Genomic DNA, 18,057 nt, shown 5'->3' with positions numbered 1-18,057 from the left:
CGGATCAATTGTCCGTAAAGACAATAATTTATTACAGGTTGCTAACGATCGTTCTCCAGAACGCAGCGCTGGCCTTCACTTCAGGAACATTGTTATCCCAGTTGTATTCGTATTCCGCAGAAAACAAACCTTTGAACTTCTGATTTTTCAATGTTTCCAGCACTTTCGGCATCTGGCAAACACCGTTACCCCAAACTACATCATGGGAATCAGCAGATTTGTTGTTCAGATCTTTGAAATGCAGGCTTACAATATGACCATCCAGCTTTTTGATACATTCTACCGGATCGAGGCCTGAGCGTACCCAGTGACCAATATCCGCACAGGCGCCCATTAATTTACTTCTGCCTTTGATCGCTTCCAGTACCGTTTCAGGGTTCCAGTAACGGCTCGGTTTCGGGTGATCATGTATCGCCAGCTTAATCTGGTATTGATCACACAGGGAAGAGATCAGGTCCAGGTCTTCCGGCTTGGGCTCAGAAGTAATGCTCTGGATACCCATCCTGTTGGCAAAATCAAACAGCATACGCCATTCGGCAGCCGATTCCGGCACTACCACGCCAAATGCCTGCAGCACCTTGTGCTTTTTCTTAAACAACGCCTTTACTTCTTCCTGTTTGGAAGGCGACATATGGTAATCAAATTTACCTTCTATACCACCGCCAATCACTTGTCCGGGAAATGCTTCCACGTACTGGATACCACAGCTGTCCATTTTATCCAGCGCCTCCGCCAGCGTAAAATGATTGAATGTCCACGCCTGCGCTCCCAGCTTCCATCCCAATGCATCTGCCCTGCTCTGGGCAACTGCCGATTTTGCAAATAATGCAACCGCCAGGCCGCCTGCCAGGATCAACGCATTTCTCAGTTTTTTCATATAGCTATTTTTTTGATGATTGAAAGTAGTTGGTTTCAATCTAAAATGCAAGTTTTAAGCGAAGAAAAATCCGCGAGGGGATCGCCTTCGGCGATTTTAGATTGTCTTACTGCCTGATTACGCTGATTATACTGATTAGGATGATTTGATTATGTTTTGATTATAATGGATTTTATAAAGAATGAAGGAATATATAAGCGGATATCAGCTTTTATCTCTCCTGATTATTATTAATCATAAAAAAAAATCAAAACATAATCAAATCATCCTAATCAGTATAATCAGCGTAATCAGGCAGTAAGACAATTTAAAAATCGCCGAAGGCGATTCTCCGCGAAAAGTGGTAAATTTAATTCAGAAGATGAGCTAAGCTATGAGAGGAATACAATTTACCAGGTTCAACCCGGACGAGAACAAAAAACCACCTTTCCAGAAATTACTGGACCTTTTTACCCAACTCCTTACCTACACCAGCGGAGACGTGTCAGAAGCCCTGCAATGGCTCACTGAGCTGGACAATGAATATAATCTCACCAGCCAGGAATACGGTATCGGCGATTTTATCCAGGAGTTGAAAGATAAAGGATACATCCGCGAAAACGAGGAAAGCGGCGCCATAGAAATTACTTCCAAAGCAGAACAAACCATCCGTAAAAACGCATTGGAAGAAATCTTCGGTAAACTGAAAAAATCAGCTACCGGCAATCATAATGTCCGCAAATCAGGCATGGGCGACGAGCTCAATGCCGAAACACGCCCCTTCGAATTTGGCGATGGCGTGGATCAGCTGGATATTACCGCCTCCATCCGTAACGCACAGATCAATCACGGTATAGACAGTTTCTCTATCAGCCAGGACGACCTGGAAGTAAAAGAAACCGACTTCAAAACACAAACGTCAACCGCCCTGATGATCGATATCTCCCATTCCATGATCCTTTACGGGGAAGACAGGATCACGCCCGCAAAAAAAGTGGCCATGGCCCTGGCAGAACTGATCACCACCCGCTACCCGAAGGATACCCTCGACATCATTGTGTTTGGAAATGATGCCTGGCAGATAGAAATCAAAGACCTTCCCTATCTGCAGGTCGGCCCCTTCCATACCAATACCGTAGCAGGACTGGAACTGGCCATGGACCTGCTCCGCCGCAGGCGCAACCCGAACAAACAGATCTTTATGATCACAGATGGAAAACCCACCTGCCTGAAAATAGGATCACAGTATTATAAAAACAGCTTTGGCCTCGACAGGAAAATACTCAACCGTACCCTCAACCTGGCCGCCCAATGCAAAAAGCTGAAAATTCCCATCACCACCTTTATGGTAGCCACCGATCCGTGGCTCCAGAAGTTCGTAACAGAATTTACCGAAACCAACAACGGTAAAGCATTCTTTTCCGGCACCGATAAACTGGGACAGTTTCTTTTCCGCGACTTCGAAAGCGGCAAAAGAAAGTTTTATTAATAGTAAACAGCAGCATAGACAAAAAACGGATCCCCGCATCCGCCAACAGCTACTGCCAATTTGTAATGCGTAATTATTAAAGATGAACACAAACATAAAAACACTAGGCGAACTCAAAAAAAGCGGCTATAAACCAGTTTCCGTAAAAGAAGAAATCAGGCGTAACCTGATCAGAAAATTAAAAGAAAAGGAAAGCACTTTCCCCGGCATCATCGGCTATGAAGACACGGTGATCCCCGACACCGAAAGAGCCCTCCTGTCAAGACATAATATCCTCTTCCTCGGTTTGCGCGGCCAGGCCAAAACACGCATGGCCCGCCAGATGACCGATCTCCTGGATGAATATATTCCCGTAGTGGAAGGATCTGAAGTAAATGATGATCCCTTCCACCCGCTCTCCCGCTACGCAAAAGACCTGATCGCCGAAAAAGGCGACCAGACGCCCATCACGTGGCTTCACAGCAGCGCACGGTACGGCGAAAAGCTGGCTACACCAGACGTTTCCGTTGCCGACCTCGTAGGCGATATAGACCCTATCAAAGCCGCTAACCTGAAACTTAGCTACGCAGATGAAAGAGTGATCCACTTCGGGATCATCCCCCGGTCAAACCGCGGCATCTTCGTCATCAACGAACTACCCGACCTCCAGGCACGTATACAGGTATCCCTGTTTAATATCCTCCAGGAAGGCGATATACAGATCAGGGGCTTCAAAGTGAGAATGCCGCTCGATATCCTGTTTATCTTCACCGCTAACCCGGAAGACTATACGAACCGCGGTTCTATTGTAACGCCGCTGAAAGACAGGATCGAAAGCCAGATCATTACCCACTACCCGAAAACAATAGAAAATTCCCTGCTCATCACAGAACAGGAAGCCGATATCCACGAAGATCAGCAAGCCAAAGTACAAATCGCCGATATGGTAAAACGCCTTATCGAACAGGTGTCCTTTGAAGCCCGCTCCAGCGAATACGTTGATAAGAAAAGCGGTGTTTCCGCCCGCTTAACCATCGCCGCCTACGAAAACGCGGTGAGCGCCGGCGAACGCCGCGCCATCATCAACAAGGAAAAGGAAACACAGGTGCGCATCGCCGATCTGCAGGCCATCATCCCTGCTATCACCGGCAAAATAGAGTTGGTATACGAAGGCGAACAGGAAGGTCCGCTCCAGGTAGCCCATAACCTGCTCGACAAAGCCATCCGTACCCTCTTCGCCATCTACTTCCCCAACCCGGATTCCTTCAAGAAAAAGAAAGCCGGCGCACCTGCTGAAAATCCCTACCGCAGCGTTATCCAGTGGTTCGATAAAGGCAATTCCGTTCAGCTCCTGCAGGATATCAGCGACAAACAATACGACGCTACCCTCAGCAAAGTAGACGGACTGAAAGAACTCATCAAAGCCCGCTTCCCGAAAGCCAACAGCAAAGAAGCCCTGCTGCTCATGGAATTCGTGCTGCACGGCCTGTCGTCCTACTCACTCATCAGCAAAAAAGTGGTTGAAAACGAAACCCGCTTCAGCGACCTGCTGGGCACCATGATGAACTTCAGCCTCGGCGGCGAAAGCGGCGAGCCGGAGGAGGAGTAATTACCTTCGCGGATTTTGTCTTTCTCGCTGATTACGCTGATTTTACTGATTACCCGGATTTTTACTTTTGGATTTTATAAAGGATGAAGGGAGATAGAAGCGGATATTCGCTTTTATCTCCCTTCATTATTATTTTAAGAAAATCTAAAAAATCCAAAAGTAAAAATCCGGGTAATCAGTAAAATCAGCGTAATCAGCGAGAAAGACAAAATTCGCGTGGAAGGCGATAAACTCCACTTTTTTCCCTATTTTGTATTTTTAATTGTCATTTTAACAATTCCACATTCCACAAAACGTTTTATTACATGAATAACTCCCGTAGAAACTTTATCAAATCCGCCTCCACCCTGGTGGCAGGAGCAGGATTGGTGTCTGCACTGCCAGCCGGACTGCAGGCATTCCCATTGCGGACAGTAGCCGCCAGCGACCGGCTCAATATCGCCGCCATCGGTATTAACGGTATGGGATGGGCCGACCTCACCTCCATGCTGAAAAACCCCGCCGCACAATGCGTTGCCCTCTGCGACGTAGATAAAAACGTGCTGGATAAACGGGTTGCCGAGCTCGCACAGAAAGGCATCAAGGTAAAAGCCTACAGCGATTACCGCAAGCTCCTGGAAGACAAAAATATCGACGCCGTTGTTATCGGTACACCCGACCACTGGCACTGCCTGCAAATGACAGACGCCTGCGCCGCCGGCAAAGATGTATATGTAGAAAAACCCATGGGCAACTCCATCATAGAGTGCCGCTCTATGGTAGGCGCCCAACAGAAATATAACCGCGCCGTACAGGTGGGTCAATGGCAACGCAGCCAAAAACACTTTAAAGACGCGATCGAGTTTGTACACTCGGGCAAACTGGGCAAAGTACGCCTGGTAAAAGCATGGGCCTATATGGGCTGGATGAAGTCCATCCCTGTAAAACCAGACGGCACCCCGCCCGAAGGTGTGGATTATAAAGCCTGGCTGGGACCGGCAACTACCCGGCCTTTTAACCCCAACCGCTTCCATTTCAACTTCCGCTGGTATTGGGATTATGCGGGCGGCCTGATGACCGACTGGGGCGTGCATCTCCTCGACTATGCCCTGCTGGGTATGAAATCCGGCGCACCAAAATCCATCATGGCCGCAGGCGGTAAGTTCGCCTACCCCGATGATGCCGCCGAAACACCGGATACACTCACCACCGTTTATGAATTCGATGACTATAACATCCAGTGGGAACAAGCTATAGGCATCGATGGCGGCCCTTACGGACGCGATCACGGTATTGCCTTCATCGGCAACAACGGTACACTGGTGCTGGACCGCGGCGGATGGGAAGTAATCCCCGAAAAAGGAAAAATGGAAGCCATACCACGTCAAAAATCCGTTGATAACGGCCTCGACCTCCATACCACCAATTTCGTGGAAGTAGTGAAGTCCAGGAAACTCGACGACCTCCACGCCTCCGTACAGGTGGGCTCCCTCGTAGCTACCACCGCACAAATGGGTAATATCGCCTATCGCACAGGTAAAAAAGTATACTGGGATCAGCAAACAGGTAAATTTACCGACAGCGATGCCAATAAACTGTTAGCAGCCCAATACCATAACGGGTACCATCTGCCTAACGTTACCGCCTGAACGAAAACACATATTTAAATATCATCTACCTAACAAAAATAAAAAGACACATGCGTACGCTACTGCTATCTGCCTGTACCCTGCTCGCCGTTACCGCAACAGCGCAAAACAAAGAGCAGATAAAACCCGAAGCCACGGAAGTATGGGAGCCGGTACCAAAAGTAATTACACCCGGTACTGAAACCCTTACGGCGCCATCAGATGCGATCATACTGTTTAATGGCAAAAACCTCGACAGCTGGGAATCAGAAAAGGGAGGACCCGCAAAATGGGAGGTGAAAGATGATGCTATGACAGTTGTAAAAGGAGGTGGTGTTATTAAAACAAAGGAACAGTTTGAAGACTTCCAGCTGCATATCGAATGGCGCACCCCTGCTGAAGTAAAAGGCGAAAGCCAGGGCCGCGGCAACAGCGGTGTATTTATGCAGGAACAATACGAACTGCAGGTATTGGATAACTATAACAACCGCACCTATTCCAACGGGCAGGCCGGCAGCTTTTACAAACAAAAAATTCCGCTGGTAAATGCCTGTAAAAAACCAGGCGAATGGCAAACCTATGATGTAATCTGGACCGCTCCCCGCTTTAACGGCGACGGTTCCCTGAAATCTCCTGCAAGAGCCACTGTACTGCAAAATGGCGTACTGGTGCAGAATAATGTGGAGCTGGAAGGTAAAACAGAATATATCGGCAAACCAACCTATGTAAAACACGGTGCCAAATCCATCGCACTGCAGGATCATGGAAATCCGGTAAGCTTCAGGAATATCTGGATAAGACCCCTGTAAGCTATCATCCTTTTATATGTTATGCAGCGGAGGAAAATCCTCCGCTGCATTTTTTTTAAGTTAAACTGTCCTCTTCAATATTGAGCGATAAATACACTGCGTCGCTGATGGGATTATCATAATACGCTGCGATCGGCTGAAATCCGAGTGAGGTGTACAAATCAATTGCAGGACGCATATGCGCTAATGTATCCAGCAGGATCCGCTTGTATCCAAGCTCCCGGCTCTCTGCAATGGCGGCACTGGCCAGGGCCTTTCCTACGCCGTGTCCTTTAAATGCATCCTTTACGAAAAGACGCTTCATTTCTGCGGTACTGTTGTCGAACGACCGCACGGCCACACATCCGGCCAGCTGTCCATCTACCAATGCAAGGAACAATGCGCCGGTTGGAGGCACATACACACCCGGCAGGTTCGCCAGCTCATCTTCAAATTGTTGAAAACTAAGATCTACATTTAGCCAATTGGCATATTCGCGGAAAAGCAGCTTCACCTGGTTAAGGTGCTTGGAATCTTCGGCGGTTACTTTAATAATCTCTGTCATAACCACTTCTTTTTAATGTATATAAAACGCAACAAGCCTTCTGCATGCAGAAGGCTTGTTGACCGGAAAATGATGGCAGCTCCATATTTTAATAGAAAATGCCGCCGATATCTTTATTATCAATTACACACGCTGTGTTTAGATAGCTATAGTAAATTATTGATAAATCTCTTGCCTTCTGATAACCTCACCTGCCTCTTGCGGGGTATGCAATATAATCTTTTGAATTGATATTTCAACACACTTGGCATTATTTCTTTTTCACCCCTGAAGCCAGCCAGCAGCGGGCATCTTCGCTTCAAACACACCTATACTTCCCAGATACCCCTGTATTCCATCAGCCCCTTTGGCACATAATATGCCGGTTGCCATTACAAAAATCTATTACAGTTTTACCGGAAATGAAAAAGCCGCGGTGTACGCGGCTTTAAGAAAGAGATATGTGGAGGTTCCGAGCGGATTCGAACCGCTGTACGAGGTTTTGCAGACCTCTGCCTAGCCACTCGGCCACGGAACCATCAGTTTCAAAATGTTCGCCGTAAGTCCCCCACTGGCGTACATCTCATTCATTTTGTGGGATTGCAAAAGTAGTGAATTTCTAACAACCACCAAATATTATTTAAAAAATATCTGAAAAAATATTTTGATAATATAGCAGAACAAAGGAATATTGACACTGGAAATGTTGATTTGCGAATAATAAAAATTAGTACAATGGATAACCGTATTGCAGAATCAGAACTGATCATCAACAACCGCGGAGCCGTATATCATCTTGATGTAAGACCGGATGAACTGGCCCATACCATCATCACCGTAGGTGACCCTGACCGTGTAGGCGCAGTAAGCAAACACTTTGATAAAATAGAAGGCAAATACCAGCACCGTGAATTTGTAACACATACCGGCTATATCGGCAACAAACGCCTCTCCGTAGTTTCTACCGGCATCGGCACCGATAATATCGATATCGTGCTCAATGAACTGGACGCACTCGTAAATATAGATTTTGAAACACGCCAGGTGAAACCAACCCTCACCTCCCTGCAAATCATCCGCCTCGGTACTTCCGGCGCGCTGCAGGAAAACATACCGGTGGATAGCTTCGTGGTATCGTCGCATGGCCTGGGCCTCGACAACCTCATGAACTATTATGTGTTTGAAAATACCAGCGCAGAAAAGCAGCTGCTGGAGTCGTTCCGCGGACAGGTATTCCTGCAGCCCGGCGGCGCCAACCCCTGCCTCTTCGAATCATCCGCAAAATTACAGGAACATTTCACAGATGGTTTTCATACAGGCATCACCGTTACCTGCCCCGGTTTCTATGCACCACAGGGCCGCGTACTCCGTGGCGCCCTGTCTAATCCAAACCTGATCGATAAACTCACCAGCTTCAGCTACGAGCATCACCACATCACTAACTTCGAAATGGAAACCTCTGCCATCTATGGCATGGGCCGCGTACTCGGACACGAATGCCTTTCCATAAGCGCCATCGTTGCCAACCGCATCCGCCAGGAATTCAGTAAAGACAGCGGCGCAGCAGTGGCTGCACTGGTCGAAAAAGGACTGGGCATTATTGCCACCATGTAGCAGTGCGGATTTTGTCTGAAGCACTGATTACGCTGATTTTGCTGATTTTGCTGATTTTTATTTTGGATTTTATTTAGATTTTTAGAAATGAGTAAGGGAAATAATGCAGATATATTCGCTGTTATCTCCCAAAAATCCTTATAAAATCCCGGAAAAATCCAAAATAAAAATCAGCAAAATCAGCGTAATCAGTGCTTCAGACAAAATCCGCGCATCGGTTAATTTTTTATCTTTGTACCCATGAACAAAATCCACTTCTATAAATATCAGGGAACCGGTAATGACTTTGTCATTATGGATAACCGGGACGGACAATACGACTGGCTGACAGACGAACAGGTGAATGAACTATGCGACCGCCGCTTCGGTATTGGCGCAGATGGCCTGATGCTGCTCAATAAAAGCGAGGACTACGACTTCGCCATGAAATATTACAACGCCGACGGCCGTGAAGGAACCATGTGCGGTAATGGCGGCAGATGCCTCGCGGCTTTCGCCCACAAAATGGGCGTAGGCGACGGTAACCTCTATTTCATCGCAGTGGATGGCGAACATCAGGCTACCATGGACGGTAACAACTGGGTAAACCTGAAAATGCAGGATGTAGATGATGTGGAACATGGCCCCCTCTACTACTACCTCAATACCGGCTCACCACATTTTGTAAAATTTGTGGAAGATGTACAGGCAGTAGATGTGTTTAACGAAGGCCGCAGCATCCGTTACAACGACCGATTCGCAGCAGAAGGCACTAACGTGAACTTCGTACAGAAATTTGAAAGCGGCATATTTGTACGCACCTACGAAAGAGGCGTGGAAGATGAAACCTACTCCTGCGGCACCGGCGTAACCGCCGCCGCACTTACTTTCGCCGGCACCGAAGCAAAAGAATACATAGTGCCGGTACAAACTTTAGGCGGACAACTGGAAGTACGCTTTACCAAAACCGGTGAACGCACTTTTGAAAATATCTGGCTCTGCGGGCCTGCTACACTAGTGTTTGAAGGGGAAATCCAGGTAAAGTAATATCACTTGTTCCGGGACAAAAGATTCTTTACAAATCCTCCCCACACCTTAAACAGGTTATAAGGAATTAAGGGAACAGGACACGATAACAAAATAAAAGAGGAAAAATAAACTGGATTACCGGTGGCTCTCTTCGAAAATATTTTCTTAAGATATTTTCGAAGAGATTTTTCTTTCAAGCTATGAATACCAGTGGTTTCTTCATTCATTAATATTTTCACTGTTTCATCACTGGCTAATCTAAGCCCTCTCCTTCTCGCCCGTATAGTAAATTCATAATCCGATCCGTAATGTGGGAGCAGCAATGGCCTGAAACCTCCTGTTCTCATAAAGCTGCCAACCGTCATAAACAGACCTCTTGTAGAAAGACAATTGATCTCTTCCGCACAGGTTGCCTGATCAAAGGTCATCTTACGCCAATCTGCCAATACGCCAAGGTCAATCAACTTACCGGATTGCTTGCCATGGGCCTGCGATAACAACAGCGTATCCGGAACACGGGTGATGAATTCAACCCCTTTCTGCAAATAATCAGGTTCAAATTCAACATCATCATTTTCAATCAGCACCACATCATTTTTATTGGTTACATGCTTTTTGATCCAATTATATCCCTGCTGCAGGCTTCCTCCCCACCACCAATCGCCGGTCCCCGTAAGAATGGTGGCATCAGGCAAATAAGATCTCACCATTTCAGCTGTTCCATCAACAGATCCATCGTCTACCAGAATAAGATGATAATGCTGATATGTTTGTTTAAGCAGACAAAGAATAAAAGTCCGGGTAATCTCTTTCCTGTTATGAACAGGCAGGATAATATAAACGCTCGGATTCATTCACTACAAAGGTTTCTTTAAAAAATAGATAATATTATCGCCGGCATTAAACGCATCAAATAAGCGGGTGATCAGGTAATTGATCTTCAAACGATGGAAACCTGCTAAGATCTTCATAATAATACGTTGTGAAGTAGTTCGCTCTGCAAAGCTCTGGGTCCAGAATACAGATTTTTCTCCCTGTTTGGGATACACAGCCATATGTAACCATTGGTAATGCAGCCATTCTGAATTGGTGATGGTAATCGACTTTTCCAGTACAAGCCCCGCCTCTGCAGCATATTTCTTCATTGATTTTCTGGAGAAAATATGGAGGTGGTAGGGAATATGCCAGTGCGCCCACTTTTTGCCAAATACCGGAATACCCCAGCCCTTGCCATTCGGCGTGGTAAGAATAGCTGTGCCGCCCGGTTTCAGTATCCTTTCGATGCCTTTAAGGGATACCAGCGGATCGATGACATGTTCTATCACCTGGTCCATGGTAACATAATCGAAATAGTTTGGCTGATAATCATCTGCTTCAAACAACCCCACCTTTACATTAAACCCGAATTTATCTCCTACCCTTTTAATGTTTTCGTCTGCCTCTACCCCATACACTTCACATCCACGGCTTTGGTGATAACCAAGGGTTTCTCCAAAACCGCAACCTATATCCAATATCCTCACGTTTTCCGGCACCCAGTTATAAGCGGTACTTCGTAACCCTTTAAACCAGGCCATGAATCCTGTTGCTTTTTTATAAGGCTGCCATTCTTCCAGCGACATATGTGTTCTGGGATAGTAGTTTGAATACAGGTCGCCAATCATAGCCGGCGTAAAGTCTGCCGCCAGTGAAAGATGATCACAGTTCCTGCATTGCCACATCGTATAACTTCCAGGATAACCATACCGGTTATCAAACATATCCTTATAAAATACATCCAGTGGGCTGCCGCAATATTTACAATTCATACAGGTCTCTTTTTGTAATCGCTTAATGCCGAAAAATAAACTTTTATCTTTACTTTTTCCTACCCAGCTTCTTAAAGAAAGTAGCTGCCGTGCTGTTGATATCATCAGAAACACGCCATGCCAGGGTGCCCAGTATAAAAATAACCGAGAAAAAGACGCTTCTTAAAATAATATCAATAACTGGCTGAGCCATATGTGGAAGCCAGGCAATTGCCCAATAAGCGGCTATTGCCACTACCAGCGCCTTCAACGTTTGAAAAGTAAACGGTTGCAGCCCAAACTTTTTCCATATAAACACACAACGAATCGTATTAAATACGAACATTGACAATAAGGCCGCATATCCTGATCCCAGCAAACCATAGTTGCGTATCAACAGGTAATTCAGCGGAATAGACAAAGTCACCAATACCATTGAGCTGATAAGGTCGAAACGCCATAATCTCGAAGTACTCAGCAACTGGCTGTTTACCCCGGTACCGAGGTCTATTATTTTTGACACCCCAAGATAAAAAAAGACATACTTACCCACAGTATATTCGGGTGGCAATAACCGGAAAAACGGGTCAATGCTCAGCCATATACCCAAAAAGATATACATAGCCGCTATCAGTTGTAATAAGGAAGATTTCCGGTAAATTTCCAGGATCTTATCCATCTCTTTTCCCACCCATGCCTCAGCCAGCACAGGAAGCGCTATGGCAGAAATACTGCGCTGCGGTACCTGTATCAAAGTGGCCATGTACATGGCAATGCTGAGGTATGCCACATTTTTGAGCCCGTTAGTACTGGAAATGATCAATGGGGCAATATTGTTCGCCAACAAAGTGAAGGAAGTAGCCAGCAACAGCGACATGGAATATGCACTCATTGGCCGGAATAATTTTTTCGTCACAAAACTCACCCGGAAGTTCAAATGCAGCAGGTGATTTCGCCGGAGGTATACCAGCAGTACTAGGAGAATCCCCCCCCATATCAGGTTAAATAACCAAAGGAATTGAACAAAACTGAGTACCTTAAATATATAAAGCACCACCAGCAGGTTGGTGGCTACACGCACTACCAGCTCCTTCAGAAAGTTAGGCATCACCGTTTCATGCCTGGACCAGCTGTAGTTTTCGATGATCGCAAAAAAAGAATAACAAAACATGAAAGGATAAAGGAGATAAAAGTACTCCAGGAACATCGGAGCATTCTTCGAATACTTCCGGAAAATCAGGTCCTGGAAAACCACAGTACCAAGTACAAACAACAGGTATCCAGCCAGCGTGGCCAAAAGTACCCAGCTCAACATGTCATTTTTCTTGTCGTCCAGCCTTGAACTATAATAAGGGTAGAACCGGTTCATTGTTGGGCCCATACTTAACGTGCAGAAAGGCACCATTATAACCCCAATATCCAGGAAAAGGCGTGTTAATGCGAATTGGTCGTCTGTAAAAAAATGCGGAAAAAGGAACAAGGTATTGATTCCCCCAATGGCAAACCCGACATAGATAACTACCGTAGATATAATACTTTGCTTTTTAATTATTCCCATTAAATATTGGCATAATATGAATATAAACTTCAGGTTACAATATTACATTAAAAGCCAACAGGATTCAACATTTTAACTACCTTTGCGCCCGATGATCCAGTATTTTACAAATATAGATTCCAAAACTGTAGAAATACACCAGCCGGAAAACGGCGCCTGGGTAAATATTACCCCGCCGCTTAAACAGGCCGAATTTGAACAGTTATCCGAGGAACTCGATATTCCCCTGGACTTCCTCACGGATTCCCTCGATATTGACGAAAAAGCCAGGTTTGAGCTGGAAGACAATGTAAAGCTCATTGTGCTGAAAACGCCAACCGAAAATAATTCCATCAATGAAAGTGAAGCCTATTACATTACCATCCCCATCGTAATTATCCTTACCCACCACCAGATCATTACGGTAAATTCTTTCGACAATACCGCTATCAAAAAGTTCCTGAATACTTTTCATAACCGCTCTCCCGAAAAAAGGAATATGATGGTCCTGAAAATATTTGAAAAAGTAGTCATCAATTTCCTCGATTACCTGAAGGAAATTAACCAGCGCAGGAACATGCTGGAAGCTAAACTATATGATTCCAACCGGAACGAGGAACTGCTGGGTATCATGCGTATCCAGAAAAGCCTGGTGTACTTTGTAACCGCGCTGCGCAGTAATGAGCTGCTGCTCATGAAACTGGAACGGACTAACTTCCTGGGACTGAACGAAGATGAAAAAGAATTCCTGCAGGATCTGATCGTAGATACCTCCCAGGCCCTGGAAATGGCCAACGTATATACGAATATCCTCAGCAGCACCATGGATGCCTTTGCCAGCATCATCTCCAATAACCTCAACGTGGTGATGAAGCGGCTCACCTCCATTACCATCATCCTTACATTCCCCATGCTGGTGGCCAGTATCTATGGCATGAACGTGGATATCCCCTACCAGCATACCCTTCATGCCTTCTATATACCGGTTATCTTGTCTATCGCTATTTCTGTAGTCATCAGCTGGTATTTTATGAAGAAGAAATGGTTTTAAGCCCTTTTAATTAAGCATATGCAAACAGGATTTAACGTAAGAGTATACGGCATCATGATCAACGATCAGAAGCAGGTGCTGGTGAGCGATGAATATATCCGTGGGGGTTATTATACCAAATTCCCCGGCGGCGGCCTGGAATTCGGGGAAGGCACCCTGGAATGCATTGTACGTGAATGGCAGGAGGAACTGGGCCAGGATGTAAAAGTGGTAGAACATATCTATACCACCGACTTCTTCCAGATCTCGGCGTTCGACAACGTTACGCAGATCATCTCTATTTACTACCTCGTAACGCCACTGTCGCCGTTTACGGCATCCGTAAGCACCACCCCGTTCGACTTTACCATACCGGAAGGCGTGGAAGAAGTGGAACGCGCCCGCTGGATCAGCTGGGACGACTTTTCGTCAGCAGCCGTTACCCTGCCCATCGATAAGGTGGTGGCCGACCTGGTAAAAGCAAAATATTAAAAAGAGAAAGGGGCTGTTTGATCAAACAGCCCCTTTCTCTTTATCAGTCGTTCGTAACAGGTTCTTCAAACGGTTGCTCCTTTCCCATCGCCGCCGCCTTCATCTGCTTAGCGGTATCATGCCCCAGGTAACGCTCTATCCGGTGTTCTATCAAATAGATCAGCGGCGTGAGCACCACCGCCACCACAAACTTATAGCTGTAGTTCACCAGGCATATAGCCAGTACCCGCTGCCAGCTCCAGTCGTTGCCCAGTTTAAAGGCGATATACAATACAATAAAACTGTCTACCAGCTGCGACACAATGGTGGAACCGGTAGCCCTTAACCATACATGCTTTTCCCCGGTACGTTTTTTAATTTTATGGAACACGGTCACATCCACGATCTGGCTCACCAGGAAAGCCGTTAAGCTGCCGAGTATAATCCACATACCCTGGCCAAAAATGCTGGTAAAGGCATGCTGCATGTCGGGAATACCGGCGTCCGCCCGGCTGCCCTTCCACCAGCCATCTGCAGGCACGCTCATGGCTACCCAAAACATAATAAACGCATAGGAAATCAATCCCACCGCGATGTAGGAAATACGGCGCACCGCCTTCGGCCCAAAATATTCATTTACAATATCCGTCATCACAAACTCCAGTGGCCACAACAGCACCCCTGCCGTTAAGGTATACGCCAATCCGCTTTCGCCGAAAAGGGTGAAAGTATGCACGGGCAATCCCAGTAATTGCTCCAGGGAAAACAGCTTGCCGCCAATACATTCTGCAATCAGCGCATTGGCCACAAAGAAGCTGGTAAAAATCACGAACAGCTTAGTGGGCTTATCGTTTAACAGATTTCTGAGCATTAGTAATTAACTATAAGTTGAAATATAAGGATAGCAATATTGAACAAATATAACCAGGGCGGCAATGTTTTCCATTGTATTTTTTTTAACAATAATAACACGCCCGTCAGCACACACAAAACAGCATTCAGCGGGAAGGCAATGCCTACACCCAGTACCAGTATGTGATTCACTACGTTATCAAAAGAATGATCATAAGCCGTGATGCGCAGGATTTCACTGGTTATGAAGCACAGATTGCATATAAATGCAAATTTTAAGAGGAACCGGATCCAGCGCATATTGAAATTTCGGATAAATTACAGTTATTTTTGTTTCTTTAAAACTAAATCCAAAATATCCGATGAAGCAAAACTGGCTAAAAGCCATTCTTCCACATGTTGCAGCAATAGGGATCTTCCTCCTGCTGGCATTTGTGTATTGCGCTCCTGTCCTTGAAGGCAAGGTGGTGAATCAGAGCGACATGAAGAATGTAAAAGGAATGGCGAAAGAGGCAAAGGACTATTATGAAGCAACCGGCGAACGTCCGTTATGGACCAACAGTATGTTCTCCGGTATGCCCTCCTATGTGATATTTACAGGTCCCGGCGCCAATAAAATAGCGTACATGAACAGAGTTGTGACGCTGAATACGCCGGATCCCGTTAATATGCTGTTCCTGGCCATGATATCCATGTACCTGCTCCTCTGTATATTGGACTTCAAATACTGGATCAGGGTAATGGGCGCCATTGCATTTGCTTTCTGCTCCTATAATGTGATCCTCATTGATGTAGGTCACGTTACCAAGATGTACGACATTGCCCTGATGCCCGCGGTACTCGCAGGCATTGTCCTCACCTACCGTGGCCGACTGCTCACCGGCGCAGCATTAACCGCCCTGGCCACTGCCATGCTGGTTTATAATAATCACCTGCAAATCATTTACTACACACTGATCATGGTGCTTTGCCTGGCCGTGTGTGCATTTATACATTTTTTCCGGGAGAAACAATTGCTCCAGTTCTTCAAAGCTTCGGCCTTACTCGCCGTGGCCGGCATATTGGCGGTGCTTACGTCTATGGACAGTCTCATGATCCTGCGTGAATACACCGACTACACCATGCGTGGCAGCAAATCGGAACTTACTTTGGATAAAGATGATGTAAACCAGAAGAAGTCTACCGGCCTGGATATCGATTACGCATACGACTGGAGCTATGGTAAAGCAGAATCAGGAACGCTCCTGATACCCGGATACGTGGGTAATTCCTCTGGCCAGAAGCTGAAAGTAAGCTCCAACTTTGGCCAGCAAATGATTAGCCTTGGCGCAGCAGAACCACAGGTAGAACAGTTCCTGAGCCAGCAGAAGTTACCGCTCTATTACGGCGCCCAGTCGAAAGGCACTTCCGGACCCGTATACGTAGGCGCTATCATCTGCTTCCTTTTCGTATTATCGTTACTGTTAGTGAAGAGCTGGCATAAATGGTGGCTGATTGCTATAACGGTTATCGGCTTCATACTGGCATGGGGTAAAAACATGGCGTTCATCAATGATCCGCTGTTTTACTACCTTCCGCTGTATAATAAATTCCGCGCACCTGCGCAGGCGCTGGTATTGCCGTCACTCACCTTTGTGGTGCTGGCCTGCTGGGGCTTGCAGGAAATTGCCAATGGCAAGCATACCACCAAAGAATTATTGAAAAAACTGAAAGAGTCGGCGCTGATCACCGGCGCATGTATCCTTGGCTTTATTCTCATCAGCTATTTCTTCGTAGGCTTCAAATCTGCCAGCGATGAAGGCATGCTGCAATATTTCGCCCAAATGATGGGTGGCGAGGAAAACGGTAAACTGCTCATCCGCGCGTTGGAGAAAGACCGCGCCAGCCTGTTGCTTACAGATGCGTTCCGCTCCGTGTTCTTCATCCTCGTGGCTGCAGGTGCTATCTGGGCTTTCCTGCTGAATAAAATGAAGTGGCAGGTATCAGCGATCATCATCACCGCAGCCGTTACCATCGACCTGTGGCAGGTAGATAAAAACTACCTCGGCAGCGACAGTTTCGTGGATGATATGAGCTATATGCAGGACCTGCAGCCATCCGCTGCCGACCTTCAGATCAAACAGGACCCGGACCCATACTACCGCGTGTTCAATCTTACTACTTCTCCGTTTGATGATGCGTCTCCTTCTTACTTCCACAAAAACATCGGTGGCTACAGCCCCGCGAAATTGTGGGTTTACCAGGATCTCATCTCCCACCAGATCGCCAAAAACAATATGCATGTGCTGAACATGCTCAACACAAAATACTTTATCGTTCCGGATCAGAAAACAGGTCAGCCTGTGGCACAACGCAACCCCGACGCCTATGGCAACGCATGGTTTGTACGTGATATCGTATGGGCGCCCGATGCCAATACAGAAATGAAAACGCTGGATGCGCTGAATACCCGCGACTCCGCAGTGATCGATAAACGGTTTGAAAAGCAACTGGGCAGCTTCAAGCCAGGCGCCGACAGCACCGCTGCCATCAAACTCACCAAATACGGCCTGAATAAACTGGAATACACATCCCGCAACAGCCAGGAAGGTTTCGGCGTGTTCTCTGAAATATACTATCCCGCCGGATGGAACGCATTTATCGATGGTAAACCCGCCGATATTATCCGCACCAACTACGCACTACGCGGACTGAAAATACCAGCGGGGGAGCACAAAATAGAAATGAAATTTGAACCTCAAACTTACTTCACCGGCCTCAGGATCGCCGGCATTTCTTCCTCGATCCTTTTACTGTTGGTGGTACTGCTGTTTGGTTGGGAGTTTTTTCAGCAAACAAAGGAATCCAAAGGGCAAGGCGTAAGCGACGTAAAAAAATAATGTACGG

The 18,057-nt window shown here is 46.4% G+C and carries 15 protein-coding genes and 1 tRNA gene; 9 read left to right on the top strand and 7 right to left on the bottom strand.

Annotated elements, in window-relative coordinates:
* Positions 1-31 precede the first annotated feature (31 nt).
* The gene (locus QFZ48_RS22710) at positions 32-877 is read right to left on the bottom strand and encodes a sugar phosphate isomerase/epimerase family protein (protein WP_429049426.1); all 846 of its coding nucleotides are present in this window, start codon (positions 875-877) and stop codon (positions 32-34) included.
* A gap of 373 nt (positions 878-1,250) precedes the next feature.
* On the opposite strand from QFZ48_RS22710, the gene QFZ48_RS22705 reads away from it, so the two are divergent.
* The 4 genes from QFZ48_RS22705 (at position 1,251) to QFZ48_RS22690 (ending at position 6,349) form a co-directional block, all read left to right on the top strand.
* Positions 1,251-2,345, top strand: a complete 1,095-nt coding sequence (locus QFZ48_RS22705; RefSeq protein WP_429049429.1) for a vWA domain-containing protein — start codon at positions 1,251-1,253, stop codon at positions 2,343-2,345.
* 82 nt (positions 2,346-2,427) lie between these two features.
* Entirely contained in the window at positions 2,428-3,933 is a 1,506-nt protein-coding gene (locus tag QFZ48_RS22700; protein ID WP_370913282.1) for a sigma 54-interacting transcriptional regulator, read from the top strand.
* Positions 3,934-4,238: 305 nt separating this feature from the next.
* Positions 4,239-5,561, top strand: coding sequence for a Gfo/Idh/MocA family protein (locus QFZ48_RS22695; RefSeq protein ID WP_429063734.1), 1,323 nt, complete (start codon positions 4,239-4,241; stop codon positions 5,559-5,561).
* Between the two features lie 50 nt (positions 5,562-5,611).
* Positions 5,612-6,349, top strand: a complete 738-nt coding sequence (locus tag QFZ48_RS22690) for a 3-keto-disaccharide hydrolase (protein WP_429049435.1) — start codon at positions 5,612-5,614, stop codon at positions 6,347-6,349.
* Positions 6,350-6,404: 55 nt separating this feature from the next.
* Here the strand turns inward: QFZ48_RS22690 and QFZ48_RS22685 are convergent, their stop codons facing one another.
* Together QFZ48_RS22685 and QFZ48_RS22680 are read right to left on the bottom strand one after the other, a co-directional pair.
* On the bottom strand, positions 6,405-6,893 hold the full coding sequence (locus QFZ48_RS22685; RefSeq protein ID WP_370913279.1) for a GNAT family N-acetyltransferase: 489 nt from the start codon (positions 6,891-6,893) through the stop codon (positions 6,405-6,407).
* Positions 6,894-7,336: 443 nt separating this feature from the next.
* Positions 7,337-7,410: transfer RNA gene (locus tag QFZ48_RS22680), tRNA-Cys, on the bottom strand.
* A 197-nt stretch (positions 7,411-7,607) separates the two neighbouring features.
* Here QFZ48_RS22680 and QFZ48_RS22675 point away from each other — a divergent pair.
* Complete coding sequence (locus QFZ48_RS22675; protein ID WP_429049436.1) at positions 7,608-8,486, top strand: nucleoside phosphorylase; 879 nt, start codon at positions 7,608-7,610, stop codon at positions 8,484-8,486.
* Between the two features lie 240 nt (positions 8,487-8,726).
* Positions 8,727-9,512 (top strand): diaminopimelate epimerase, encoded by a 786-nt coding sequence (gene dapF / locus QFZ48_RS22670; protein WP_429049438.1) that lies wholly within the window; start codon positions 8,727-8,729, stop codon positions 9,510-9,512.
* Positions 9,513-9,514: 2 nt separating this feature from the next.
* Here the strand turns inward: dapF and QFZ48_RS22665 are convergent, their stop codons facing one another.
* From QFZ48_RS22665 to QFZ48_RS22655, 3 genes are read right to left on the bottom strand one after another with little or no spacing between them, the layout of a single operon-like run.
* Entirely contained in the window at positions 9,515-10,348 is an 834-nt protein-coding gene (locus tag QFZ48_RS22665) for a glycosyltransferase family 2 protein (protein ID WP_429049441.1), read from the bottom strand.
* Positions 10,349-10,351: 3 nt separating this feature from the next.
* A complete protein-coding gene (locus tag QFZ48_RS22660) occupies positions 10,352-11,302 on the bottom strand; it encodes a class I SAM-dependent methyltransferase (RefSeq protein WP_429049442.1) in 951 nt (316 codons plus the stop codon).
* 49 nt (positions 11,303-11,351) lie between these two features.
* Positions 11,352-12,650 carry a lipopolysaccharide biosynthesis protein gene (locus QFZ48_RS22655; protein WP_429063733.1) on the bottom strand — a complete coding sequence of 433 codons (1,299 nt, stop codon included), beginning with the start codon at positions 12,648-12,650 and terminating at the stop codon, positions 11,352-11,354.
* A 280-nt stretch (positions 12,651-12,930) separates the two neighbouring features.
* On the opposite strand from QFZ48_RS22655, the gene QFZ48_RS22650 reads away from it, so the two are divergent.
* Both QFZ48_RS22650 and QFZ48_RS22645 read left to right on the top strand, forming a co-directional pair.
* Positions 12,931-13,869 (top strand): magnesium transporter CorA family protein, encoded by a 939-nt coding sequence (locus tag QFZ48_RS22650; RefSeq protein ID WP_079472853.1) that lies wholly within the window; start codon positions 12,931-12,933, stop codon positions 13,867-13,869.
* A gap of 18 nt (positions 13,870-13,887) precedes the next feature.
* Complete coding sequence (locus QFZ48_RS22645; protein ID WP_370913274.1) at positions 13,888-14,340, top strand: NUDIX domain-containing protein; 453 nt, start codon at positions 13,888-13,890, stop codon at positions 14,338-14,340.
* Between the two features lie 43 nt (positions 14,341-14,383).
* Here QFZ48_RS22645 and QFZ48_RS22640 read toward each other — a convergent pair whose 3' ends face one another.
* Positions 14,384-15,190, bottom strand: a complete 807-nt coding sequence (locus tag QFZ48_RS22640) for a queuosine precursor transporter (RefSeq protein WP_429063731.1) — start codon at positions 15,188-15,190, stop codon at positions 14,384-14,386.
* Between the two features lie 343 nt (positions 15,191-15,533).
* Between QFZ48_RS22640 and QFZ48_RS22635 the strand changes: the two genes are divergently transcribed.
* Positions 15,534-18,050 (top strand): YfhO family protein, encoded by a 2,517-nt coding sequence (locus QFZ48_RS22635; RefSeq protein WP_429063729.1) that lies wholly within the window; start codon positions 15,534-15,536, stop codon positions 18,048-18,050.
* Positions 18,051-18,057 lie beyond the last annotated feature (7 nt).

This window comes from Chitinophaga sp. W2I13 (genome assembly GCF_050434005.1).
In the GTDB taxonomy this organism is placed as follows: Bacteria; Bacteroidota; Bacteroidia; order Chitinophagales; family Chitinophagaceae; genus Chitinophaga.
This window is presented reverse-complemented; position numbering and strand designations above follow the sequence as displayed.

Coding starts and splice junctions, on each gene's coding strand:
- QFZ48_RS22710 (WP_429049426.1), bottom strand. CDS start 877: ATGAAAAAACTGAGAAATGCGTTGATCCTGGCAGGCGGCCTGGCGGTT.
- QFZ48_RS22705 (WP_429049429.1), top strand. CDS start 1,251: ATGAGAGGAATACAATTTACCAGGTTCAACCCGGACGAGAACAAAAAA.
- QFZ48_RS22700 (WP_370913282.1), top strand. CDS start 2,428: ATGAACACAAACATAAAAACACTAGGCGAACTCAAAAAAAGCGGCTAT.
- QFZ48_RS22695 (WP_429063734.1), top strand. CDS start 4,239: ATGAATAACTCCCGTAGAAACTTTATCAAATCCGCCTCCACCCTGGTG.
- QFZ48_RS22690 (WP_429049435.1), top strand. CDS start 5,612: ATGCGTACGCTACTGCTATCTGCCTGTACCCTGCTCGCCGTTACCGCA.
- QFZ48_RS22685 (WP_370913279.1), bottom strand. CDS start 6,893: ATGACAGAGATTATTAAAGTAACCGCCGAAGATTCCAAGCACCTTAAC.
- QFZ48_RS22675 (WP_429049436.1), top strand. CDS start 7,608: ATGGATAACCGTATTGCAGAATCAGAACTGATCATCAACAACCGCGGA.
- dapF (WP_429049438.1), top strand. CDS start 8,727: ATGAACAAAATCCACTTCTATAAATATCAGGGAACCGGTAATGACTTT.
- QFZ48_RS22665 (WP_429049441.1), bottom strand. CDS start 10,348: ATGAATCCGAGCGTTTATATTATCCTGCCTGTTCATAACAGGAAAGAG.
- QFZ48_RS22660 (WP_429049442.1), bottom strand. CDS start 11,302: ATGAATTGTAAATATTGCGGCAGCCCACTGGATGTATTTTATAAGGAT.
- QFZ48_RS22655 (WP_429063733.1), bottom strand. CDS start 12,650: ATGAACCGGTTCTACCCTTATTATAGTTCAAGGCTGGACGACAAGAAA.
- QFZ48_RS22650 (WP_079472853.1), top strand. CDS start 12,931: ATGATCCAGTATTTTACAAATATAGATTCCAAAACTGTAGAAATACAC.
- QFZ48_RS22645 (WP_370913274.1), top strand. CDS start 13,888: ATGCAAACAGGATTTAACGTAAGAGTATACGGCATCATGATCAACGAT.
- QFZ48_RS22640 (WP_429063731.1), bottom strand. CDS start 15,190: ATGCTCAGAAATCTGTTAAACGATAAGCCCACTAAGCTGTTCGTGATT.
- QFZ48_RS22635 (WP_429063729.1), top strand. CDS start 15,534: ATGAAGCAAAACTGGCTAAAAGCCATTCTTCCACATGTTGCAGCAATA.